The organism is Alicyclobacillus suci (genome assembly GCF_017329615.1).
In the GTDB taxonomy this organism is placed as follows: Bacteria; Bacillota; Bacilli; order Alicyclobacillales; family Alicyclobacillaceae; genus Alicyclobacillus; species Alicyclobacillus suci.
In genome coordinates, this window is the sequence record NZ_JAFMTW010000012.1 from 55326 (window position 1) to 79511 (window position 24186).

General features: G+C 53.6%; 26 protein-coding genes and 1 riboswitch. Of the genes, 4 read left to right on the top strand and 22 right to left on the bottom strand.

Annotated features, from left to right (window positions below):
• Positions 1-352 precede the first annotated feature (352 nt).
• Genes J3482_RS08410 through J3482_RS08425 form a run of 4 tightly spaced genes read left to right on the top strand, consistent with a single transcriptional unit; the run spans position 353 to position 4944 of the window.
• On the top strand, positions 353-1519 hold the full coding sequence (locus tag J3482_RS08410; protein WP_206922275.1) for a putative hexosyltransferase: 1167 nt from the start codon (positions 353-355) through the stop codon (positions 1517-1519).
• A 48-nt stretch (positions 1520-1567) separates the two neighbouring features.
• Positions 1568-2527, top strand: a complete 960-nt coding sequence (locus J3482_RS08415) for an AAA family ATPase (protein WP_146821020.1) — start codon at positions 1568-1570, stop codon at positions 2525-2527.
• Between the two features lie 3 nt (positions 2528-2530).
• Complete coding sequence (locus J3482_RS08420; RefSeq protein ID WP_146821022.1) at positions 2531-3667, top strand: DUF58 domain-containing protein; 1137 nt, start codon at positions 2531-2533, stop codon at positions 3665-3667.
• Positions 3664-4944, top strand: coding sequence for a DUF4129 domain-containing protein (locus J3482_RS08425; RefSeq protein ID WP_206922276.1), 1281 nt, complete (start codon positions 3664-3666; stop codon positions 4942-4944). The genes J3482_RS08420 and J3482_RS08425 overlap by 4 nt, the downstream gene beginning before the upstream one ends.
• A gap of 51 nt (positions 4945-4995) precedes the next feature.
• Here the strand turns inward: J3482_RS08425 and J3482_RS08430 are convergent, their stop codons facing one another.
• From J3482_RS08430 to J3482_RS08535, 22 genes are all read right to left on the bottom strand, one after another.
• The gene (locus tag J3482_RS08430; protein WP_146821025.1) at positions 4996-5964 is read right to left on the bottom strand and encodes a type I phosphomannose isomerase catalytic subunit; all 969 of its coding nucleotides are present in this window, start codon (positions 5962-5964) and stop codon (positions 4996-4998) included.
• A 5-nt stretch (positions 5965-5969) separates the two neighbouring features.
• Positions 5970-6956: a 2-hydroxyacid dehydrogenase gene (locus tag J3482_RS08435; protein ID WP_146821027.1), complete on the bottom strand. Its 987-nt coding sequence runs from the start codon at positions 6954-6956 to the stop codon at positions 5970-5972.
• A gap of 134 nt (positions 6957-7090) precedes the next feature.
• Positions 7091-8062: a DMT family transporter gene (locus J3482_RS08440; RefSeq protein WP_223203955.1), complete on the bottom strand. Its 972-nt coding sequence runs from the start codon at positions 8060-8062 to the stop codon at positions 7091-7093.
• Positions 8063-8218: 156 nt separating this feature from the next.
• Positions 8219-8387, bottom strand: a riboswitch (FMN riboswitch).
• A 115-nt stretch (positions 8388-8502) separates the two neighbouring features.
• The gene (locus J3482_RS08445) at positions 8503-9666 is read right to left on the bottom strand and encodes a Gfo/Idh/MocA family protein (protein ID WP_438938611.1); all 1164 of its coding nucleotides are present in this window, start codon (positions 9664-9666) and stop codon (positions 8503-8505) included.
• Between the two features lie 79 nt (positions 9667-9745).
• Complete coding sequence (locus J3482_RS08450) at positions 9746-10789, bottom strand: Gfo/Idh/MocA family protein (protein ID WP_206922278.1); 1044 nt, start codon at positions 10787-10789, stop codon at positions 9746-9748.
• A gap of 15 nt (positions 10790-10804) precedes the next feature.
• The gene (locus tag J3482_RS08455; protein ID WP_146821031.1) at positions 10805-11773 is read right to left on the bottom strand and encodes a sugar phosphate isomerase/epimerase family protein; all 969 of its coding nucleotides are present in this window, start codon (positions 11771-11773) and stop codon (positions 10805-10807) included.
• A 44-nt stretch (positions 11774-11817) separates the two neighbouring features.
• Positions 11818-12561 carry a sugar phosphate isomerase/epimerase family protein gene (locus J3482_RS08460; RefSeq protein ID WP_206922285.1) on the bottom strand — a complete coding sequence of 248 codons (744 nt, stop codon included), beginning with the start codon at positions 12559-12561 and terminating at the stop codon, positions 11818-11820.
• Positions 12554-13408: a sugar phosphate isomerase/epimerase family protein gene (locus J3482_RS08465; protein WP_146821035.1), complete on the bottom strand. Its 855-nt coding sequence runs from the start codon at positions 13406-13408 to the stop codon at positions 12554-12556. Before J3482_RS08465 ends, J3482_RS08460 begins: the two co-directional genes overlap by 8 nt.
• A gap of 22 nt (positions 13409-13430) precedes the next feature.
• Positions 13431-13862: a VOC family protein gene (locus J3482_RS08470; RefSeq protein WP_146821037.1), complete on the bottom strand. Its 432-nt coding sequence runs from the start codon at positions 13860-13862 to the stop codon at positions 13431-13433.
• 238 nt (positions 13863-14100) lie between these two features.
• The gene (locus tag J3482_RS08475; RefSeq protein WP_146821039.1) at positions 14101-14670 is read right to left on the bottom strand and encodes a manganese catalase family protein; all 570 of its coding nucleotides are present in this window, start codon (positions 14668-14670) and stop codon (positions 14101-14103) included.
• A gap of 44 nt (positions 14671-14714) precedes the next feature.
• On the bottom strand, positions 14715-14987 hold the full coding sequence (locus J3482_RS08480; RefSeq protein ID WP_021298531.1) for a spore coat protein CotJB: 273 nt from the start codon (positions 14985-14987) through the stop codon (positions 14715-14717).
• Positions 14984-15214 carry a spore coat associated protein CotJA gene (locus tag J3482_RS08485; RefSeq protein ID WP_146821041.1) on the bottom strand — a complete coding sequence of 77 codons (231 nt, stop codon included), beginning with the start codon at positions 15212-15214 and terminating at the stop codon, positions 14984-14986. Before J3482_RS08485 ends, J3482_RS08480 begins: the two co-directional genes overlap by 4 nt.
• A 136-nt stretch (positions 15215-15350) precedes the next feature.
• Complete coding sequence (locus J3482_RS08490; protein ID WP_146821043.1) at positions 15351-15884, bottom strand: divergent PAP2 family protein; 534 nt, start codon at positions 15882-15884, stop codon at positions 15351-15353.
• A 53-nt stretch (positions 15885-15937) separates the two neighbouring features.
• The gene (locus tag J3482_RS08495) at positions 15938-17149 is read right to left on the bottom strand and encodes an MFS transporter (RefSeq protein WP_146821045.1); all 1212 of its coding nucleotides are present in this window, start codon (positions 17147-17149) and stop codon (positions 15938-15940) included.
• Between the two features lie 72 nt (positions 17150-17221).
• Entirely contained in the window at positions 17222-18010 is a 789-nt protein-coding gene (locus tag J3482_RS08500) for a TrmH family RNA methyltransferase (protein WP_328702220.1), read from the bottom strand.
• A gap of 128 nt (positions 18011-18138) precedes the next feature.
• On the bottom strand, positions 18139-18498 hold the full coding sequence (gene rplT, locus J3482_RS08505; RefSeq protein WP_021294763.1) for a 50S ribosomal protein L20: 360 nt from the start codon (positions 18496-18498) through the stop codon (positions 18139-18141).
• A gap of 111 nt (positions 18499-18609) precedes the next feature.
• Positions 18610-18810, bottom strand: a complete 201-nt coding sequence (gene rpmI, locus J3482_RS08510) for a 50S ribosomal protein L35 (protein WP_021294762.1) — start codon at positions 18808-18810, stop codon at positions 18610-18612.
• Positions 18811-18897: 87 nt separating this feature from the next.
• Positions 18898-19398, bottom strand: a complete 501-nt coding sequence (gene infC, locus J3482_RS08515) for a translation initiation factor IF-3 (RefSeq protein ID WP_021294761.1) — start codon at positions 19396-19398, stop codon at positions 18898-18900.
• Between the two features lie 288 nt (positions 19399-19686).
• Complete coding sequence (gene thrS / locus J3482_RS08520; protein WP_146821049.1) at positions 19687-21633, bottom strand: threonine--tRNA ligase; 1947 nt, start codon at positions 21631-21633, stop codon at positions 19687-19689.
• A 380-nt stretch (positions 21634-22013) separates the two neighbouring features.
• Positions 22014-22904: a sporulation protein YtxC gene (gene ytxC / locus J3482_RS08525; RefSeq protein ID WP_206922279.1), complete on the bottom strand. Its 891-nt coding sequence runs from the start codon at positions 22902-22904 to the stop codon at positions 22014-22016.
• Positions 22905-23231: 327 nt separating this feature from the next.
• Positions 23232-23669 carry an acyl-CoA thioesterase gene (locus J3482_RS08530; protein ID WP_146821053.1) on the bottom strand — a complete coding sequence of 146 codons (438 nt, stop codon included), beginning with the start codon at positions 23667-23669 and terminating at the stop codon, positions 23232-23234.
• Between the two features lie 93 nt (positions 23670-23762).
• The gene (locus tag J3482_RS08535; RefSeq protein WP_146821054.1) at positions 23763-24158 is read right to left on the bottom strand and encodes a hypothetical protein; all 396 of its coding nucleotides are present in this window, start codon (positions 24156-24158) and stop codon (positions 23763-23765) included.
• Between the last annotated feature and the right edge of the window lie 28 nt (positions 24159-24186).

A 24186-nucleotide genomic window follows, 5' to 3' on the forward strand; every position in this document is an offset into this window, starting at 1 on the left:
TTTTCGGACGCGCGCGTAGAACGCCCTGTTCAGGGAATGACAAATCCCAATTCCAATCACTATGTATACCACACTCGGAATTACTACGCAAAGTCTAAAACGGCCTAAGTTCACAACAGACTACAGATTCTTACACGGTATCCTCACACGTACAGAATCATCGACCTAAATTATCCCACTCATTATCTCATTCGACGGGATTTGGATGAGTGTTTATTTTTTGTAATGTTCGTTACAATTTACGCAATTTTTATGGAATGTTCGACAGAAGATTTCCATTCGCTTTCAAACCATGGCAAACTAGACTACGAATCTCGCGAAATCCGACAAAGCAATGGAGACTGACATAAACATGACCCTTACAAAGCGCACACAACGCTCTCTTTTCGCCTATGGCATACACGCCTTAATCGTCCTATTTGGAGCGATTGGTCCACTCGCTCCGTCGGCGGACAAACTATCGCTCACACACACATTTGCCGACGTATTCATGCAGTGGGATTCACAGTGGTTTGTCAATATTGCCAAATATGGCTACCTGATTCCGCAATACGCACAACAAGCATTTATAACGACAGGCAATGACGTCCCATTTAATCCGCCCTACCGCGCTGCAGCATTCTTCCCGGGACTGCCGGTCGTCATTCACTTGCTGTCGCCCATCGGCGCTTTAATTCTCGTCGAAGTCCTGTTTTTTTTCGCACTGTGGCTGATGTACGGACTTATCGAGGCAGAGCGGCCAACACTCAAGACCATTGGCATCTTATTGTTCGCCATCAACCCCTGTGCAATCTATTTCAGCGCACTTTACACCGAAACATTTTCACTGTTCGGCATTCTGCTCATCCTCTACGGATTGCGCCATCCCCACCAATGGTCTCGCTATGCACTTTCCTTGGCCGGCGTCATCATCGCAACCAGTATGCACGATCTCGGCGTCTTCACCATCGTCTTCGGAGTGCGTCTGGTGCGCCTGCGCCTTTGGTGGCGAGCCGTCTTGTACGCCATCGCCGCCGGAATCGCCCCAGCTATCTACGAACTATATTTGTGGCGCGTTGTCCACAACCCGCTCGCTATCTTCACTGCCGAGGATACCTGGGAGAGGGGCTGGAAAGCGCCATTTGTCAATGTGATTGAGTCGCTCGTCCACTACCCAATCACCCTCGACACACTCGTCGTCATCGGACTCATGGTTCTCGTCATCGTGCAAATCGTCCGCTGTCTACACGAGGATAACCGGTGGCGGGTCACATCTGAAAAATCCGTCGTCTTCAGTCTCGAAACGGGAATTTGGATGCTATGCATCTTATTGCTCGCGTCGTGCGCCTATATCACGGGCGACCCTCTGAAAAGCGTCATGCGGTTTCTGTGCATCCTCTGGCCAGCCTTCGTGCCACTGTTTTTGGCGGAGGGTCCTGAAACCAAGCGCCTTTCGTGGATGGTCGTCCTCACAATCGGATTTGGCTGTGACGCGGCCTTCGGCGCGGCACTGTTCACACACGGGTGGTTCTTCCAATAGAGATCAAGGTAAAATGGACATGTAGGGAACTGGAAAGGGTGCTTATTCTTGAGTGAGTCAGTCATCACATCTACACAATCAAAAATCCCTGAAATCATCGAACAGCTAGCAAAGAAAATTGTCGGCCACCGCGACACCCTCGAACTCGTGACGGCCGCTTGTCTGGCGGGTGGGCACGTACTCCTGCAAGACGTCCCAGGCACCGGCAAAACCCGCCTGGCAGCAAGTCTGGCATCCGTATTCGGACTTGCGTTCCGACGTGTGCAGGGCACACCGGACTTGTTGCCTGCTGACGTCGTCGGTGCAACCGTCTTCCATCCACAGGATAACCAGTTCACCTTTCATCAAGGTCCAATCTTCACGAATGTTCTTCTGATGGACGAAATCAACCGTGCGACCCCGCGTACACAGTCCGCACTATTGGAAGCAATGGCGGAAAAACAAGTGTCTGCGGATGGTGTCACTTATCCGTTACCCAATCCTTTTTTTGTGATAGCCACCGCCAATCCGCTCGAATCTCAAGGTGTATTTCCGCTACCGGAGGCGCAACTCGACCGCTTTCTGGTTCAATTAAATTTGGGATACACCAGCGCAGAGGACGAGTTTGAAATGGTGCGACGCGTCATTTTTACGGATGATGCGCCACTAACACAAGTGCTCTCGCAAACGGATGTCATCCTGGCCCAACAAGAAGTAAGACAAATTCGCGTGAGCGACGATATCTTACACTACATTGTTCGATTGTGCCGCGCGACGCGCAATCACGACCAAGTAGAGCTCGGCGCAAGCCCGCGGTCGATTGTGGCGCTAACACAGTACGCCCAATCCCTGGCGTATCTCAGCCAGCGCTCGTTCGTCACGCCAGATGATGTCAAACGCGCGTTTTATCCAACCATGACACACCGCCTACAACTGAATATTGGTTGGATGGGGGAAGGCGGAGCACAGCGCGTACTCGACGACGTTATCCAGGGCGTTCCCCTTCCGAACGAGCGGGCTGAGGTGTAGTCCATGATGACGGTCCTGTGGCTGATTATCGTCATTGCCGCACTCCTTTGGATTTGGCCGGTTTGGTGGTCCAGCGTCATCCAGGGCAGCGTCGATTGCATCGTGGACTTTCCACGTCACGAGTGCGACATCCAGGAAGCCGTTCCACTAAGTGTAACACTGGTCAATCGCTCGTGGCTGCCCATTCCGTTCGCAGAAGTGTCCATCCAACTGCCGCCAGAACTGTCGACGAAACCGGATGAACCGATTCAAAACCTCATCTTCACGACATATGTCATGATGCGGCGACGCGTGCAAATTACATTCACTTTGTATGGCGCCAGTCGTGGTCCTGCCACCATCCGGGATATCGTTGTTCGCATGCATGAGGGCATTGGCATTCGCAACACCTTTGTCTATCATCAGGCTACCCAGCACATTGCCGTCCGCCCGAATCCGGAGCTGTCGCCGAATCGCACACAAACGGCCGCAAATCAGGGTGACTTCATCTTGGACAGATGGTTATATCCAGACGAGACGATGTTCAAAGGAATTCGTCCCTACCAGCCGACTGACCCGGCACGGCACATTCACTGGCGCGCCAGTGCCCGATTTGGAAATCTGGTAACCAAGCAGTTTTTTTCATCTACAGACGTGGACGTTTGCCTCGTGCTAAACGCACAAATGGCTTTCCCTCATTGGGCGGGCACTGTCCGCGAGCCATTCGAGGAACTCATTGGCTATTTGACCGATATGGCACTGTACCTGGAGAAGTCAGGAGCGAACCTGTCATTCGTCACAAACGCCGTGATTACCGGACGCCGCGGCGCATCCGCGCTAGGGCAGATGAAAGCAACGGCCATCCGTTCCCTCTTGGGACACGCGCAAGCGTACGTGGCAGAACCTTTCGATGCAATCTTGAATTATTTGCTCACTCATCGGCATGCACTGCCGCAACAAATTTTTGTTTTCAGCGCGTTTGAGACGAGTGCGCAAACACAGCAACTCGACAAACTGCGCCGGTCAGGGAAGGACGTCGTGCTGATTCATCCTGTGAATCACCCGCTCCGTGACACAAACACAGATGAAAAGTTGAAGGAAAAGCACAATCAAACCACAAACAACCGAGCTACAAATGTCTCAGAGGAGGTGCTGTCGTGAATCATCAGGCCAGATCTATATCCTTATCGCGCCCTGCTGGGTGCACGTGGACGGATTTAAGTAAGACCGTCCAGACGTGGACAGGGATACTCAACGGCTTGGCCGCATTTTGCTTCGCGCTCACCATCTCTTGGAATCACCAAACGTGGTCGTCTGATTTACTCGTACCGCTCGCGGTCTGTGTGCTCGGAGGGCTGGTCATGGCACGGTCGGTTGCTACAAGACCGTGGAGGGTTTCACTCATTTTTTCCACCGTCACAACGATTGTGTTACTTATCGTCGGAGAAATCACCTTCCACATCCCCACCGGGATGGCCGTCGCCACATTATTCGCAGGCATTGCCAGCGCCGCACTGTGCCTCCCCCACATCCTGCAAGGAGAAGTCGGCAGCGGCTGTATCACCAACCTGCGAATCTTTACTGGTTTGGCTGTTGCGAACGTCCTGGTTGAATGGTTCAGTCAACTCTCGGCGCCAACCACCCCGTCGCCAAGTACTATCCTGTTCACCGTCGTAATATCGATTGGGCTATTGTTCGGGGAAGTCGCGTTGGCGCGCCACGTCGAAGCCAAATCAACCGGTCTGACCCAACAGGCCACATTGTACACCGGTGCGGGTATCATGACACTAGCCGTGCTTGTCGCCGGGCTCGGTCCAATGGTTGCAGGAATTGCCGGACTAATCATTTTTGCGATACTCGCTTTTGTCATCTCACCGGTCATCGCGCCACTTGTGCAACAACTGCTCAGATGGTTACATGGCAAAGGTTCGTCCCACCACACGACAAACCAAGCACAATCTATCCACAATTCGTCCACCCAGCACATGCCACCCGCACCTGCAACGTCATCGGCACTGCATTGGATTGTCTGGGCGATTCTTGTGGCCCTGATGCTAGCCATTATACTCGTGTACCTGCTGACGCGACGCCAAAAAGAAGCTAATGCAACAAACAAGACGACACAAACACAAATAGAGACAAAAACAATCGTCCGCCAAGAAAAACATATCGATTCGTTCACACTGGAGCGCACCGACCAACCGACGCGATTGGCGATGCAAAAACGACTCAAAGCGTGGCATCAAAAAGGGCATACTATCGGGCGCGCAGAGACGATTCGGGAACTGTTGGCGCGGCTGCCCGACACAGAGCGAACGACCGCAGACATCGAACTGGCGCAAGCCTACGAACGCGCGCGCTATGGGCTGTGGCAACCAGCGCGTCCGCCTGGTACGGATAGCGATTTAGACAACAGCAATACAGACAAGAAGGACTAGGTCGCGCAAGGCTTCCTAGTCCTTTTAAATAATGAACTCGATGAAATGGGTTTAATAATAGGTGCGGACGATGGTCATCTGAGACTGGGGCAAAACGTCATACACTTCGAGCGTTCCCGGAATCAGCACCGCATCCCCCGGTTTCAGTGAGAGTGCTTGCGCCTGGCCATCGACCACAGCGCGCAATTCCCCTGTTCCTTCAACGACGATGAGCACATCCGGATTGCCCGCATGACCGTGTGTGAGTGCAAACGGGCTGTCCGTGACCATCGATTCAATCGTAAAATACGGACACTCCACTAAACGCGCATGCTGAAAGGTATCCTCATTGCGAATCCACACCCGCTCGACTGCCGGGGCGGACTGTTCATAATCGAGGACGTCTGCAGCCTTGTTGACATGCAATTCCCTGCCGACACCATGTTCGTCCACTCTGTCCCAATCGTATACTCGGTAGGTCACATCTGACGTCTGTTGAATCTCCAGCACTTTCGTCCCCGCCAACAACGCATGTAATGTGCGCGCCGGAACAAATACCAAATCGCCCTTTTTGACAGATCGATAGGAAAGGTAATCTTTCACCCGGCCCTCCCGCACAGCCTGCTCGTAAGTCTCGCGATTGGGAAAGGTGTGCCCGTAGTTCACTTTTCCGTCAGGTTTGGCATCAAGTACGTACCACGCCTCAGTTTTTCCGAAATCCCCCTCAAACGCCTGCGCGTATGTATCATCTGGATGGATTTGGACAGACAAGTCATCTTCCGCTTCCAAAAATTTTATCAAAAGAGGAAACCTCGGTTGTGGTGATTTGCCTAGGTACGCATTCGGATACAAATCTGTCAGCTCATTCAGTGATTTGCCCGCGAGCGGACCTTCCGAAACCACGCTCATCCCATTGGGGTGTCCAGATACCACCCAGTATTCGCCGATTGGTTCATCTGTCTTCACGCCAAACATCGATTTTAAGCCATGGCCACCCCAAATTCGCTGCATCGGTACAGGTGCAAATTTTACCGGATACACGTTTCTCAACACTCCTTGACCAAATCACGTAATTCGGAAATGACTTTCGCATCAGATGCACGGCCTTCCAGGACAGCCACGACGTTTTTTGCAGCCAACATCGCCATGTCGTCGCGCGTCGTCTGCGTGGCGGATCCGATATGTGGCAAGACAACGACATTGTCGAGTTGAAGCAGTGGGTTCGATACCGGGGTCGGCTCTTCGCGGAACACGTCTAGGCCTGCTGCTCGAATACTGCCATTTTTGAGCGCGTTGTATAATGCATCTTCATCTACCGTAAGCCCTCGTGACACGTTCACAAAAATGGCTGAAGACTTCATCAAGTCAAATGCCGCCTGATTCATCAACCCACGCGTCTCCTCTGTGAGCGGCGTCAGTAAGACGACGAAATCAGCCCTCCGAAGCAAGTCCTCAAATGTGGTGTACTCCAACCCCAAACGCTGCTCGACTTCCGGTTTACGGGTCCGATTGTGATAGAGTACATCCATGCCAAACCCCAGTGCGGCGCGTCGAGCGACCGCCTCACCAATGCGCCCCATGCCAATAATGCCAAGGGTTCGATGGTGAACGTCCACGCCAAAGTAAAAACTCTCCGGCTTCCCATGCCATTTTCCTTGCCGCACAATGGCATCCATCTCAACCACTCGTCGAGCGGCTGCCAGCATGAGCGTAAACGTCAAATCCGCCACCGTCTCATCGAGCACGCCGGGCGTATGCGTCCCAATGACGCCGTAGCGGCGCATGGCTGCTGTGTCGAAGTGGTCATACCCAACAGAACTGGTACTCACGCACTTCAGATTCGGCAACTTCGCCAGCAGCGCGTCATCAATCGAAATCCCTGAAGTAATGAGCCCGTCTGCCGTCTGAGCCCGTTCCACCAACTGCTCAAACGTCGGACGTTTCGCCCCGTCCCAAATGTCCAACTCAACATGGTTCTTTAGGTATGCCACGGCCGCCTCAGGCAAACGTCTTGTGGAAAACACTCTGTGCATGGAACGCCCTCCTTCATCCGCAGCTGTATTCCAATATGTTGTCGTCTCCAGCATCCACGGACCACATCTCTACTGTACACAAAGAGCCCCACAGCGGGTAGTCTCCTTCTTCCGTCAGTCACGCCAGCAGACAATTATAACGAAGCCTGGATAGACCCGCCCATGGACCTTCGCACCTTATCTTTGGGTAGGCGCGACATTTGAAACACAGCGAGCCAAATGACCGCAAAGCCGACCCACTGACCAGCCGTGATGGTCTCGTGAAGAATGAGCCAGTTCAGCAACAATCCTGTCGCAGGGAAGGCAAGTTCCGCTATGGTCGCATGCGACGCTTTGACCCCGTTCAGGCCTTTGTAATAAATCAATAGGCTGAGTAGGCTCGGAACAATCGTTTGGAACAATAGATTTGCAATGACTGGCCACATCGTCAACGCAACCCCAAGCGACGCCCAATCCGGGCGCTCACACTCGACAATCACAAACAAAAATGGCAATGCCGCCGCGAATCTGAGTGCCGTCACTGTGGAAAACGATACCTTGCCGACCAACCGCTTGCCCATCGCAGTAGATCCGCCCCATAACATCGCAGCCCCCAACGCACAAAGTGCGCCAACAAGCCGACCTGCAGCACCAATGCCCGTCACAGGACCAAATCCAAACGTGAGTAGATACGCGCCGATGAGCGCAGCGAGCAACAGCAACCAATAACCACGAGAAACGCGCTCCTTGAGCACCGAGGCCGCCAGCAATACGGCGAACACGGGCTGCAATTTCTGCAACACGAGTACGACGTTCGCATTTCCGTGTTGCAACCCAACGGCGAACAAAATCGACGCCAAGGCTGACCCCCCCCAGGCGATAAACAACACAGCAATCCAGTCACCGATATTGAGTCGCTTGAGTTCATGCCGTTTCCAAATGAGAACCGGAACGGAAAACAACGCGAGGAGCAAGTGCTCCAAAAACACAATTTGTGTTGACGACATATGCCGCTGTAGCGCGACGATAAAGACAGCGTCGAGACCCCACATCGCAGCCCCCAACGCAATCAACCAAACACTCAAGTACGGTCTGCGCGTACGAGTCTTCACAACACGACCATTCAATTCAAAGACCTCCTAGAGGACAACAGGGGATTTGAATTGAACCTTCTCGGAAGAACATGTGCGTTGGCACGACACCATCACCAACGCAAAACGCCCCAGGAAAAATCCCTGGGGCGCGTACATGTCAAACCAGGCATGGCGTTCAGCCATACCAAAGTTTACCTTCTCCCATCCGGACTATACCGTCGGCCTTGGATTTTCACCAAGTCAGTCCACGCAAAGCCGATGCGCGGAGTCGCGGGCTCAACCGCAAATTGCGTCCCGTCTATACAGAACATGCAGTTTCACCGCCGGTCGGGAATTTCACCCTGCCCCGAAGGTTCATATTCAGCTGTATTCAGTTTATCATTTTTCAAAGTGGAAAGCCACTAACTTTCTTATGGTTAATGCGAAAAAATATAGGGCGCCTTGGTGGCGCCCTATGCCTCCAACGCGACAGATTACCCTATCGATGTGACATCAACCCAACGCCCTGTTTGGCTCGACGCTTCCACCGCCGCCAACACCCGCTGGTTTTGCACACCGTCAGCAAAATCAGGCTGACACGGCGTACCGTCCACTAAACTTTGAAAATACGTCGCGAATAAATTGATAAACGTATGCTCGTAGCCAATAATATGCCCCGCAGGCCAATAGGCACTTGCAAACGGATGTTGCTCCTCGGTGCAGTTGATAGTCCTAAATCCCTGCAGCCCTGGCTCATCTTCGTGCAAATAGACCTGCAAGTTGTTCATATTCTCCAAATCCCACCGAATCGATCCCTTTTCGCCGTTGATCTCAATTCGATTGCCATTGCGGTTCCCACCGGCAAACCGCGTCGCCTCAAACACGCCGAGGGCGCCGTTGGCAAAATGGGCGAGAAACGCCGCAGCGTCGTCCACATCGACTTCCCCCGTCGCACTTGCATCGCGCGTGGCACTGAGGCCCCCGCTCATCTCTCCGAGCGGGCGAGTCTTGATAAACGTCTCCAAGGTGCCGGTCAACTCCGTGATTTCGCCGACGAGGAAGCGGGCGAGATCGACAATGTGTGCCGCAATGTCACCAAGCGCGCCAGAGCCCGTGACCTCCTTGCGCAGACGCCACACCAAGGGAAACTTTGGATCCATAATCCAGTCCTGCAAATACTGAGCCCGAACGTGATAAATACGGCCCAGCCGCCCCTCTGAAATCAACTGCTTCGCGTATTGAACAGCCGGGGCAAAGCGATAATTGTGGCAGACGAGCCCGCGTACGCCCGCGGCTTGAACGGCATCGCGCATCGCCAGCGCTTGTTCCACGGTCATCGCGAGCGGCTTCTCACAAATGACGTGCTTGCCTGCCTTCGCGGCGGCAATCGCAATTTTGGCATGCGTGTTGTTCGGCGTGACGATGTCTATCACGTCGATATCATCGCGTTCAATGAGTGTTCTCCAATCTGTCTCAAAGGACGCAAAGCCAAACTGATGCGCTGCCGCGGCCACCCCCGCCTCATCGCGACCGGCGATGGCGGTTAACACGGGTATGGGTGCCTCGTTGAAAAAGAACGGCAAGTCGCGGTAGGCATGGCTGTGTGCTTTCCCCATAAATTTGTAGCCAACCATACCAATTCGAATTTCCTTCGTCATCTCCATCAGCGCCTCCCTCTCATCGCCAAAGCGCACCTGCGATGTGTCAGCGAATGCCCACCTGCTGGCACCGACAATTTCACAACTTCACCGCTTCACCAGACTCAGCAGAGGCATACAAACCATTGATGATTCGCTGCAGTTTGACGCCTTGTTCTGGTGTCGAAATCGGTGCAGCCCCGCCGAGACACGCATCGACAAAGCGCTCCACCTCTAGCTCATAGGCCGGCTTGTCGGGCAAATACGCTGGTTTGACGTCGACGAGTGAACCATGTTTTTCCTGATAAATGGTCAGCGGGAAGACATTCGCCCCGCCCAAGTCCCCCATCAATTTTACGTTCATCTCGTCACGCTGCTCGACGTTCGCGGCAAACGCCGCCTCCAACACCAACGTCGCACCATTTTTGAAACGAATAAAGCCACGTGCCATATCCTCGACAGTGAAGTTTTCGTAGTCCCAAGCCCCTAACAGGCCTACGCCCGGTTTGGTGCCTAGCTTTTGATACGTCGCGCCAAAAACCGAGTCCGGCTCCGGGTAACCCATCAGGTACAGCGCCGTGTCCAGCATGTGCACACCAATGTCAATCAATGGCCCGCCGCCCTGCAGTTCTTTGTTCGTAAACACGCCCCAACCAGGAATCCCGCGCCGCCGCATTGCAATCGCTGTCGCCGCATAAATGTCACCGAGTTCCCCCGCGTCAATAAAGCGCTTAAGTGCCTCGACGTCTTGTGTGTGACGGTAATGAAACCCATATGATAGGTATTTGTTTGCCTTATCAGCAGCACTCGCCATCGCCTCTGCCTCGGCGACGGTCATGGCAGGCGGTTTTTCACACAGCACGTGGCAACCAGCTTGAAGGGCTGCAATGGCTGATGCAGCGTGAAACTTGTTTGGCGTGCAAATGCTGACGGCATCCAGTTCCTGCGCGCCCAGCATCTCATCGACCGTCGCATAGGCATGTGGAATGTCATATCGCTTTGCTACATCTTTCGCGCGCTCCAAATCCACATCGGCAATCGCCACGATGTTGACCTTGTCACCACATTTTTGGTAGTTCGGAATATGAACCGCTTGCGCAATCCCACCAGCACCGACAATTCCAACCCGCAATGTCTCTGTCATGAACAAATCGCTCCCTTATGCCCACCAGATGTTATCCAATTTTTTGCGAATGAGGATAGGTTGTAAAAACTGAACTGCCTTTTCAAAACCTTCTTCAATCGACATCAAGCTGTCCTCGTGTTCGATACTGATGGCGCCATCATATCCGGCCAGTTGCAACGCGCTGATAATGTTGCGCCAGACTTCCTCGCCGTGCCCATATCCCACCGTCCGAAAAATCCAGGAACGGATATTTTCGTCCTGGTACGGTTTCACGTCCAGCACGCCGTTCTCCGCGGTATTGTAAGGGTTAATGGCGGTATCCTTCGCGTGAACATGGAAAATGCACTCCGCCTCGGCCAGGCGTTTGATGCACAGGGCTGGATCCATCCCCTGCCAGAACAAGTGACTTGGGTCGAAATTGACGCCAATCTGCTCACCACACGCACTGCGCAAGCGCAGCATCGTCTCCGTGTTGTAGACGACAAACCCCGGGTGCGCTTCAATAGCCACCCGCACATGGTGATCTTTGAGAAATTGATTTTGCGCCCGCCAGTACGGAATCACTTTTTCTTCCCACTGCCATTTGAGAATTTCACTATGTTCCGTGGGCCACGGGCAGGTCACCCAAACCGAATGCTTCGACGTTTCCGATTCACCCGGGCACCCAGAAAACGTAACGACATTCGGAACCCCAAGCAGTTCTGCAAGCAACACCGTCTCCTGGAATGTCTCGTGCGCCTCCTGCGCGATGGCTTTGTCCGGGTGCAATGGATTGCCATGACAACTGAGCGCGCTGATTTCCAAATTGCGCCGCGCAATACTGTCGAGAAACGCCTTGCGCTTCTCCGCGCTTTGAAGCAGTTCCTTGCGGTTGCAAAAGCGGTCACCCGGTGACCCGCCTGTGCCAATCTCCACCGTCTGTAAACCGCTTGCCGCTACATAATCGAGCATTTCATCAAACGTCTTGTCACCGAACAAAACCGTAAAAATCCCCAACTTCATCGCATGTCACGCTCCTATCGAAGTATCGTGGCGCCCGCTTGTGGTCAGACGCGATGTTGCAAAAACGCAAAGCTCGTTTGGATACACGCAAGCGCATCCGTTTTGCAGACATCCTGTTCAACGATATACCACTTCACACCCGCGTCCTTGGCTGCAGCGATAATCTTGTCCCAGTCCAAAACGCCTTGACCAACTTCTGCAAATGAACCATCCGCCGCCGACGCATCCTTCATATGAAGCAGGTCCAACCGTCCAGCGTATTTGTTGATATATGCCACTGGATCCGCTCCGGCTCGATGAATCCAATACAGGTCCAGTTCCGCTTGCACGCGCTTTGCATCGGTCTTCGCAAACAGTGTGTCAAGCATGAACTCTCCGTCAAATTTCGTAAATTCAAAGTCGTGATTGTGATAGACAAGTTGTAACCCAGCCTGTGCCAATTCATCTCCAGCGTGGGCAAGGGTGGCAATCAGCTTCTCGTAATCCTCCTTGGTCTGCCGACGTTCGGGTGGAAGCCACGGCACGACAATATACTGAAACCCGATGGTCTTCGCTTCTTCCACCACGTTGCCAAGCTCTGACTCAATCCGCGCCAGCGCCACGTGTGCCGATACTGCTTGTAGGCCGAGATCATCAAGTAGATTTCGCAACTGAACCGGTGTAAGCCCCCCGTACGTGTGCAACTCGACAGCTTGATAACCAATATCTGCAACTTTGCGAAGCGTCCCCGTGAAGTCTTTCTCTAACAAGTCTCGAAGTGTATACAACTGAAGCGCAAGATTAGCCACGGCCAATCGACTCCTCCCTCGCGTGCGCGATGAATTGGTTCAATGTTTCGTACATCCGCTTGGCGATGTCTTCATCCCCTCCTGGCAATGGTGCCTGATGGAGCACCTCCAACGACAGCGGCCCTGTGTACCCGATGTGTTCAAGTGCCGCGACAAACCCTTGCAAATCTATTTGCCCGTCTCCAGGCAGACAACGTTCCTGGTCATGCGCCTCATTTGGTGGCAATGACGCGTCGTTGACGTGCACATGGACAATTTCATGTGCTTCGAGCGTCAACAGCTCGGCCATCGGCACTTCCGCCGTGTAGCAGTGGTAACTATCCAACAAAATCCCTGCGTTTGCTGCGCCAATCGCATCGAGATAGGCGCGCAAATCCTGCAGATTCCAAACAAATGGGTACGGTTTTGTCCGGAGGTGATGGGGACCGACAAACTCCAGCCCCAAACGAATGCCAAATGGCGCCAGGACGTCGGCGCAAGCGCGCAAACGGACAGCCAATCGACTTCCATACAGAATGGGGCGTTCGTCGACAGACGGCCACAACCAGGTGACACAACGCGTCGCCCCGAGGCGAAGCGCGTTCCGGGCTACCTCCGGCAACTGCGAAAGTGTCGCTTGAAACGCCGTTTCGTCTCCATACACGGCGACGGGCAACCCAAAGCTCGCCAGTTCGACGCCGTGCGACTCAAACAGCTGCTGCACATGGACGATACTTTGTCGTGAAGCCGCTTCTTCGATCCAGCGAAAATCGACGTCGACATAGCGGTAATGACAGCGTTGTGCAAGAACGAGATAAGATTCGAGCGAATCCGTCGTCACGATGGAGGGATGTAAACAAGGTTTCACACAAATTCTCCTTTGCGGACAGTTACTTCTTTTCAGCCAATGCGCGCCGCGCTTTCGCCTGCGGCGAATCCGGGTGGATTTGCATGAACTCAATACGATTCCCATCGGGGTCGTGTGTCCAGCATTGATAGTTCAAATCGAGCCCCTGTTGTGGCGGGATGTCGAGCGGTGCGCCAGCCGCAGTCAACGACTGTGCGACAGATGCCACATTCTCCACCTCGAAACACAAGTGATTAAAGCCAATACTGCGCTCATTTGCCGGCGTTCTCACGACGCCTCCGTAAAACAGTTCAATAAAGCGCCCATCTGGTACGCGAACATAGACAATCCACGGTGTCTGATCTTCCCGATGAATCTCAAATGCCTTCTCACAACCCAAAACGTCGCAGTAAAATGCGAGCGACGCGTCCATGTCTTCCACGGTCAGTGCAACGTGACCCAATGACTGAATCATTTTGTACCTCCTCACGTGCGCTATGTAACCCCTGCAAATGAAAGCGCCATCTTTCTGCCATTTAAACATATCCCTGAACCATCTGACCATCTCCTATGTGGTCAGCTCTTTGCAGATTTGGCTATCTTCCAAAACGTCTTCAGTCACACGGAGGCTTGTCCGCCCAAATCGGTGTTATGACACCCAGCCGGCCGTGACCAGGGACGGCAATAAACGGTCACGGCCCATCCAGGGTTCATCAAAAGACTTTTTTCTGCTCTCGATGTTCCTTCAAAAGCTCGACAGCCTCGCGGAAGCGAAGCGCGTGGACAATCTCGCGCTCACGAAGAAACTTGAGGGCATCCATAATATCCGGGTCATCTGTGTTATCGATAATCCACTGATACGTCGCACGTGCTTTTTCCTCAGCCGCAATGTCTTCGTACAAATCTGCAATCGGGTCTCCCTTCGCCTGAATATAAGCGGATGTCCAAGGAACGCCTGCTGCGTCGTGATAGTAGAGCGCGCGGTCATGGTTGACGTAGTGATCGGCTAACCCAGCCGCCTTCATTTGTTCTGGCGAAGCGTCCTTTGTCAACTTGTAGACCATCGTGGCTATCATCTCGAGGTGTGCGAACTCCTCGGTACCGATGTCAGTCAACAACCCAATCACCCTATCGGGAATCGAGTAGCGCTGGTTCAGATAGCGGAGAGCGGCAGACAATTCACCATCTGCCCCACCGTACTGCTCAATCAACAACCTCGCGAGCCTCGGGTCACACTTCCCGACGCGCACGGGATATTGCAGCTTCTTCTCATAAATCCACAAGAACCCTCACCCCCACACGAAATCCGTACCTCAAGCGCGTACCTTCATACCTGCCAAGGCCACGGCGCGTCGGCCCATGCCCAGTGCTTTGCATCCGTCTGGCTCTCCCCATACTGGTAAAGCGGGCCAAACGACGCCTCAAACTGTGCGACGAGGTTGTGTTTTCGCTTCTGAAACTGCTGTAGTTGCGCAAGCGCCTGCGTATCATCCCGATGCGTGTCAAGGTACAGCGACAGTTCGACCAAGACGAAGTCAACGGCCTGTAATTCGTGGAGATACTGGTAATACGCCTTCGGAAGGGATTTTTCTGAACTCAACGAGTACCCTCCTTTGCCCCACGCGGATACGGACTGTACAAATCTGGCCACAAGGTACCCCGCTTCAATGCCTCGTGCGGAGAATACTGTTTCAAACCAGCGCTTTGAAATGTCGTCATCTGATCCGGCGGAATCAAATAATATTTCTGACGGGGCGAACAGGGGTCAAACGGGCTGTAATAGGCGTCCCACTCGCGCCACTGATCGACATTCTGGCCCTTTTCCAAGCTCAGGTCCTCCTCTGACTAATACGTCTCACACGCATATGTATGTGGCGAAGACGACAAACAGACGAAGGACCAAGCAAGTCAACACAAAAAAGCGCGCGGGTTGTATCCGCGCGCTTGTACTATGCAGATTGTTTCAGTGAATGATGAGCCCAACGATAATACCGACGAGAATGCCGCCGACGACCTCCGTCGGCTTATGGCCCACATGCTCATCGAGCACCGGCCAATCAATCAACCACCACGGTGACTTGACCACTTGCAGAGAAGGAATACCGTTGAGCGATGACACCCCATCCGACGTCGCTTCACCCGTGTGCAATGACGAATTGAGCTCTGCAGACTGGCCACGCAGATCTTGCAGCAATCGATTCAGTACAGCGGCCTGTCGCCCCGTCTGCCAACGCACACCCGCCGCGTCATACATGACAACGCCCGCAACGAAGATACCAATGGCCAACACAGGGTCCGAACCACCATACCGCAGCCAAAGTTCTACGACGAGCGCCGTAACCGCAGCCGAGTGGGAACTCGGCATCCCTCCTGAATTCTTCACCTGCCGCCAATCCCACGTGCGCAATCTGGCCATTCGATACAGTGGCTTCAACCCTTGTGCAACCATCATGGCCACTAGTGGTGCAATCCACATGTATGAAGATGGATGAATCACAATGCCAACGCTCCTTTGAAAGAGACCCTGATTTACTTCCGCGAGAATCCCCCTCAACTCACGCGGGGCGACTCGCGATGCGGTGTTGCGAGGAACAGCTTGTCCAATCGCATCATGCCATAAAGAAGGCTCATAAGGAAGAAGATGATGGCTGCAATATCAAATGGCGCACTCGGGCCGCATACGTTCCACACCTCTGTGCCAAACACTGGCCCAACCGCCATTCCAAGACCCTCCACCGTCATAAACACACCAAACATGACCGCCCGCCTATCCGGTGAAATACATTGCGCCACCACCGCGTTCCAGGACGGCAAAATCAACGCGTAAGAAGCACCAAACAAGACGACGGCAAAAAACACGTACCGCACTTGATGTAGGCCGCCAATCAGTGGCAAAGAGATGGCCGCCAACAAAAATCCGCCGACTAAATACATGCGATAACCATACCGGTCGACCAAGCGCCCCATTGGCACCTGCAGTAAAACCGCCGCCGCACCGCCCGTCAAGAGCAAATAACTATACATCCTGGCATCTAAATGGAGCACATTTCTCGCGTATAGCACCAATACCGGGAGCAGTACGCCAATGGCAAACGTTTGCACAAACACACCAGGAAACAACAGTTTGACACTATTCACTTCCCGAAGCACAACCGTCAAGTGTGTCCGCTGGCGCACAGCTTCACTCGGACGCCAATGGTTCATCACAAACAATGCGATAACATAGGCGACGGCCCACAGGACCAGCAACGTCGCGAATCCCCGTGCCACATGGACGCCAAACAGCCAACTCATACAAATCGCACCGAGCCCCGCCCCCAGCAGCCAAGCCATCATGACACTGCCCATGGCTGTAGCATACGCGTCCTTCGTCAATCCGTCTGTCACCCTGGCAATGACAGCGGGCCAAACCGCCGCCATACCCACGCCTAACATCGCACACCCGATGAGAATCACCCAAAAATCGTGCTGGCTCACCACGAGCCATAAACCGACACCGGCAACGGCCAACAGTGTCATACAGACATTTCGCTGTCCTATCCTGTCGACCAACCACCCTGCTGGCGACCGTAGTCCCGTGTCAAACGTGTAGTGCGCGGCCATCGCATATCCGATAGCTGCCGTCGAGTAGCCAAGGACATTGTGGACGTACATCGGAATGATAAAAAATATCAACGCGCCGCGCACAAATTCACACAAGCCGAGCACCAGCAAAGCTGTACTGCGCCGCAGGTCAAAGAGGGGTTGCTTTTTACGTTGCACCTACATCCCTCCTTCGAAGGCATCGATAGAAACCGACACCCGCACAGCAATTTCCTGACTGACTTTTCGCTATTAATTTCCTCGTAAACGCCGCTGCCGATACGCCTCATAAATCAGCACACTACCCGCAACTGCAGCATTCAAACTCTCCGTCTCTGCGCTCATCGGAATCGAGACAGTCTGGTCGGCGGCGTCCCGCACATCCTCGCGAATCCCAAACGCCTCGCTGCCAATCACCACAAGTGTCGGTTTTGTGAGATCAGTTTGATAACAAACCTCGTCGGCGTCCGCCGCCGTGACAATGACACGTCCATCCGGATGCTGATGGCGCCATTTGCGCACAAATGGCAAGCTGTCATCCGTGCATAGCTGAAGGCGAAACATGCCACCCATCGTCGCGCGGACTACTTTCGGCGAAAACGGATCAACCGTATTCGTCCCGCAGCAGACCGTCGCAAAGTCAAACGCCTCGGCTGACCGCAGCAACGTACCGACATTGCCGGGGTCTTGCAGACCGTCCAACAGAATCGCATGAGACGCCAAATGTGCTGTGTCCTCCACAGGAACTTTCGCCACAGCAATGACCCCCTGCGGGGTCGTCGTGTCTGAAACCTGATCAAATGCGGATGGAGAGAGTTCAAACACCTTACCCGCAGCCTTCGGATGGTCTCGCAACTCATTAGGCAGCTCGTCCGACGCGACATTCCAGAGCAGTGCATCAACCTCGTACGCGCTTCGAAACAGTTCGTCAATCAACCGGCGGCCTTCTACCAAAAAAAGACCCTGGCGGGTACGTCCCTTTTTTGATTTCAACTGGCTCCAAGCACGCACGCGGGAATTCTGTGCCGACTCGATGTACACGTACACTGCCTCCTTGACCTCTTGCTCAAGCATCCTTATTTTATCCAACCAACGCACTGTCATGAAAAATAACCCGGTCAGCAGGACTGACCGGGTTACCCGGTCAGCAGGACTGACCGGGATACGCTTTAGGCGTTGAGCTTCTCGCGAGCCACGTTGACCAACTGCGTAAATGCAGGGCCGTCTGCGACAGCGAGGTCAGCTAACATCTTGCGGTTGACCTCAACACCAGCCAATTTCAAACCGTACATAAACTTGTTATAAGAAATTCCATTGGAGCGGGCCGCCGCATTGATACGTTGAATCCACAAACGGCGGAAATCCCGCTTACGAACCCGACGATCTCGGTACGCATACATCAAGGACTTCATGACTTGTTGTTTCGCCGTACGGTACAGCGTGTGTTTCGAACCGCGATAACCGCGGGCCAATTTCAGGATTTTCTTGTGGCGACGACGCGTCACCATACCACCTTTAACACGTGCCATGACTCAATGTTTCCTCCTTAGTAGGCGGTTCACAGAGGTTCCGCGACCTTTTGAATCTCGGAATGTCTGAACCGATTCATACGAACACAAAACCGCTGCTGCAAGCGGAAATTATTTGTAAGCCACCAATTGCTTGATGCGCTTGTAATCGCTCGCCGATACCAGTGTCGTACCGCGCAGACCGCGTTTGCGGGAAGCGGATTTCGCTTCAGCCTTGTGATATGCAAACGCGTGGGCGCGCTTCAGCTTACCGGAAGCCGTGCGCTTCACGCGCTTTTTCAAACCGCTGTGGGACTTCATCTTGTTCGCCATTTCTGTTCCTCCGTTTAGATGGTTGTCCTCACGACATCGCCATAGCGGCAGATGCACAGAACAACCTTGGTACAAGTATTTTTGCGTTTACGCGCTCGGCTGTTTTGGTGACAAAATCAGGACCATATGACGCCCTTCCAGACGTGGCATACGTTCCACAATCGCCTGTTCCTCCGCTTGCTTAGCAAGCCTGATAAGCAGTTCTTGACCAATGCTCTGGTGCGTAATTTCGCGTCCGCGGAAGCGAACGGACACCTTGACCTTCGAACCGTCTTTCAGGAACTTGAGCACGTTTTTCAACTTGACGTTGAAGTCGTGTTCGTCGATGTTTGGCGTCATGCGAACTTCCTTGAGAAGGACGACCTTTTGATTCTTGCGCGACTCTTTTTCTTTCTTGCTCTGCTCGTACTTGAACTTGCCGAAGTCCATAATCCGGCAAACAGGTGGCTTGGCGTTCGGCGCGACGTTGACTAAATCCAAGTTGCGCTCCTCCGCCAGCCGGAGAGCATCCCGCAAGGACATAATGCCCAGCTGTTCGTTCTCCTGGTCAACAACACGCACTTCGCGCGCACGAATCCCATCATTCACCTGATATCCTTCTTTGCTAATCTCATGTCACCTCCAAAAGTGTGTAGCCGATACCGCGCTGACAAAAAAAGCGCAGGCATACACCTGCGCTCCCTAGAATTCGTCATCGAGGAGACGAACCGTTATTCGTCTTCCAGGGTAACCCGTCAGCATTGCCAAACAGGTGAGAAGCGGCAGGCTTCTGCTTGGTTCAAGTAATTCAATCCACTCCCCTATTCTAGGGGTGCAAACGCAATTCGTCAAGTGAGCAACTGAACCCCACGTAAAGCGGTACCGCCAGCCAAGTCATCACGCCTCAACCAACAGTTCCTTCGCTGCAACTTCGTCCGCCAACTTGCGAGCGAACGCCTCTTGCGTCATGCTGCCTTGATCACCAGCCGCGTAGCGCCGCACCGATACCGTGCCTTCTTGTGCCTCGCGTTGACCCACCACGAGCGTATACGGGATTTTGTGAATCTGCGCCTCGCGAATTTTGTACCCAATCTTCTCAGGGCGTGTATCCGCATGTACGCGAAGCCCCTGTTCCCGCAGTTTTTCCGCGACTTCTTCAGCGTATCCCGCGTAATCGCTGGATACTGAGGCGACCACCGCTTGTGTCGGTGCCAGCCAAGCCGGGAAGGCGCCCTTGTACTGCTCGATGAGAAATGCGGTAAACCGCTCCATCGTGCCGACGACTCCACGGTGAATGACAACCGGCCGATGCATCTTCCCATCCTCACCTACATATTCCAGGTCAAAGCGGTTCGGCAAGTGGAAGTCGAGTTGAACTGTCGACAGCGTCTCGTCCTTGCCAAGCGCCGTGCGCACCTGCACATCGAGCTTCGGACCGTAGAACGCCGCCTCCCCTGGCGCCTCTACATAATCGAGGCCAAGATTGTCCATGGCTTGTCGCAGCATCGTCTGCGCCGTCTCCCACATCTCGTCGTTCTGTACATACTTCTCGGTATTCGCGGGATCACGATAGCTCAAACGATGGTAGTAATCGTGAATGCCAAAATCCTTGTACACGCGCTCAATGAGTTTGACCACGCGCTCAAATTCACTTTGAATCTGATCCGGGCGGCAGAAGATGTGCGCATCGTTCAGCGTCATCGCCCGTACGCGCTGCAAGCCCGCCAGTGCGCCCGACATCTCGTAGCGATGCATCATGCCAAGCTCCGCAATGCGAATTGGAAGCTCGCGATAACTGTGCATACGGTTTTTGTACACCATCATGTGGTGCGGACAGTTCATCGGGCGCAGGACAAGTTCCTCATTGTCCAAATCCATCGGCGGATACATATCCTCGTGGTAATGGTCCCAGTGTCCAGAAATCTTGTACAGCTCAATGCTCGCCAGGTGCGGGGTATAGACGTGATCATACCCAAGAGACTCCTCGAGGTCGACAATATAGCGCTCGATAGTCCGCCGGATTTTGGCGCCGTTCGGCAGCCACAAAGGCAATCCCTGCCCCACTTCCGGCGAGAGCATGAAAATGTCCAGTTCCTTGCCAAGACGGCGGTGGTCGCGCTCACGCGCTTCTTCTTGCAACCGGTTATATTCGTCCAGTTCACTCTTCTTGGCAAATGCGACCGCATATAGGCGCGTCAACATCTCGCGCTTCGAGTCACCGCGCCAATAAGCGCCCGCGATATTCTGCAGTTGGAACACCTTAATGCGGCCAGTAGATGGCAGGTGTGGGCCACGGCAGAGATCGACAAACTCAGCCTGCTTATAGATAGTGATGGTCGTATCCGCCGGGAGATCTTCAATCAGTTCCACTTTAAACCGATCTTCCCGTTCACGGAACATCTTCAACGCATCATCACGAGAGATGACTTCGCGCTCAATCGGATAATCCGCGGCGATAATCTTCTTCATCTCCTCCTCAATTCGCGGGAGATCTTCTGGCGTAAAATCGTGATCTGCAAAATCGTAGTAGAATCCATTTTCGATGACCGGCCCAATGGCGAACTTCGTACCTGGGAACAGCCTCGCCACCGCTTGCGCCATCACGTGGGCACACGAGTGGCGCATGACATCGACGCCCTCGCTGTCTTTGAGCGTCAACAGTTCCACTTCCACCCCGTCTTCAATTTCCCGTTTCAAGTCGACCACCAGTCCATTGGCCCGGGCGGCCACAGCTTCCTTGGCAAGGCGCGGGCTAATATCCGCCGCCACGTCAAGATAGGTGCTGCCCTTCGCAAAGCAGCGCACAGACCCGTCTTTTAATTGAATCGATACCTCTTGTGACATCGCAATGTTCGCTCCTTTAATCCACTAATCATCGGCGGTACAAACGCACGAGTGAGGGCAAATAAAAAACGCCCTCGCCCCTATGGGACGAGAACGTCGCTCGTGATTCCACCCAATTTCCCCACCATATACCCGCGCGTTTGCGCATGATGGGCTCATTGCACCGTAACGGGGTGTACCGACCACTGTTTCGGAAAATCCTCCCCAGTGGTTGCTTGGAAAGTGGTGTCCCGTAGCGCTTGTGCGAACCGCTTGCAGCCATTTGGCGATCCGTCTCTGAAACACGCCACCCTACGAGCGCGTCTTTCCGCATTGCATCCGAAGATGATATTGATACTGGCACATTACGACAGAATCCGCCGACAGTCAAGAGGGCACCATCAGTGGTTGCGCTTCAGGTGATAGTCGCTTGACGTGTCGACAGGTAAGATATACTGCGCCTGCTTCAACTGCTGACAAGTGCTACAATGATTGCACTTTTGCACGCGTTCGGCGAACACGCGACCAAGCGTCTCTGCAAAACTTGGCCACTGCGCCCCTTCATTCATATCGTGCAAGACAATTTTGCAGGGTGAACGTGTAATGAGAATGCTCATCGCCAGGTCTTCACTGTTGAGATCAACCGTCGATTCCGACAACGCCGCCTCGGTCACCTCCGAATCGCGCACGAGACGTCCAGTAGCATCCGTAATCCACACCCGGTCAGGTGCCGAAAAAACGTGTAACTCCTGCGCGGTCTCCGGTTGCGTCTCGAGCAAATAGCGCAGCATCGCCACCGACTCCTCGTACTCGCGGTCAAGCAAAAATTGCTGAACCCGCTCCCGTGACGCCGCCGTGACCGATTTCAAAAACCACCGCAGTCGAAACCGCGCAACACCTTCCATTGACAACGCCTTTCCGGTGGTGAGTACGGCGCGCATCCCCGCTTTGGTTCGCGCGTACCACTCCGCAAAACTGCGGTTACCCAGCACTAACTCATCCGCGCGTACCTCATGAACCAGCACCAACGTCAAATATTCAATTTCATCGTCGCTAAGGTGGCGGTATTCCTGATTGAACGCTAGCCGCAACCAGGCGAACAGCCAGTCGCTGAACAAAAACGTCGTCAACACATTGCACAGGTCCTCGGCAACCTGCTCGTCATATCCGATGGACAACGCGTGATGGCCTTTATCCGAATGGATAATGGTCACGCCTCTAACACTGGAGAGCTTGTCAACTAAGGCCGGGAACGCGTTCTCAGAAGTCATGTTGAGTGTGCGCACGTTCACCAGTCCTTCCTTCAAAATTCTTTCCGAAGCGCTCGTCTTGTCATGGACAAACGAGCAATCCAGCAACAGTATGAGGAATCGACAGACCGTATATACCCATTTTCTGTATAAAAACAAAAACCGCCAACGCAAACCGCGTCGACGGTATGACATGGTGCGACCTGGCTTATAGCACCGAGCCCACCATGTAGAGAAAGCAAAGCCAGGTGCCATTACCGTCTGCTTTAAGATACACATCCTCGTGCACAAACGGTGTAGGCACACGTGACGGTACACGCCGATACAGGCGCAAACATTCTGACGGTACAAGCACCCAGTCTATCTTCACTATGTATTCTGATGTGCAACCGGCAGCGCCAATAGCTTCTGCCAAACCGCTGGCGCCACTTTCTGAACGTTTACTGGCCGAATTGACCCATGTTCAACAAACGCGTGACGCGTGTGCCCCTTCGCGCACAACGCACCCGACGCGTCAAACACTTGATACGAAAATCTCATCCGCACGCGCGACAATTCATCCAGTTGCGCCACGACCGTAATCTCTTGTTGTGCACGCAAAGCCTTCATGTACTGGCAAGCGACATCCGTAACCACAACTTGAATATCCCCACCGTGAAACGTCTCCATATAATGTACTCCATACGCAGACAAGAAGTGCATTCTCGCGACAGAAAACCAATCAATATAGGCTGGGTGATAGACGATTCCAGCCGGATCACACTCGCCCCAACGCACTTCCAACTTCGTCTCTACCGTCGTCGCCATGCTTCACCTCCAACATCTTCGTCACCCTTAGCAGGGCGCAAACATCGACATGGCCGCCCACAAGGAGCGGCCCACCTTCCTAATATACACAAATTACAGCTTTGGCGGACGCGCATATCCGTCGGACGCCATTTCCGGGTTCAGCAACGCATCATCAATTCCCGACGATCCCGCCGAATGCCCCCCGCCACTCCCTGCACTGCCCAGAGTATCTGTACTTCCAATATCACGTGCCTGCCCACTCGCCTCGACTGCTGGGCCTGTCTGTCCGACATTCGTCGCAGATGCTGCCGCAATTGGCTTCACATGCGACATCACAACCGTAATCACCGTCAATAATGCCGCAGCGCCATTTGCTATCGCGTTCAGTTCTTGGTCAGATATCACATGCCATCCTAAAGCATCTGTGATGACCTTCGCGGCACTTAACAAGCCAACAATCATGGTACTTAAGCGCCGCCCCTGCACCCAATTCCAAAGCTCGCGCATGCAGTCACCTCATTTCATCGCCCGCTTA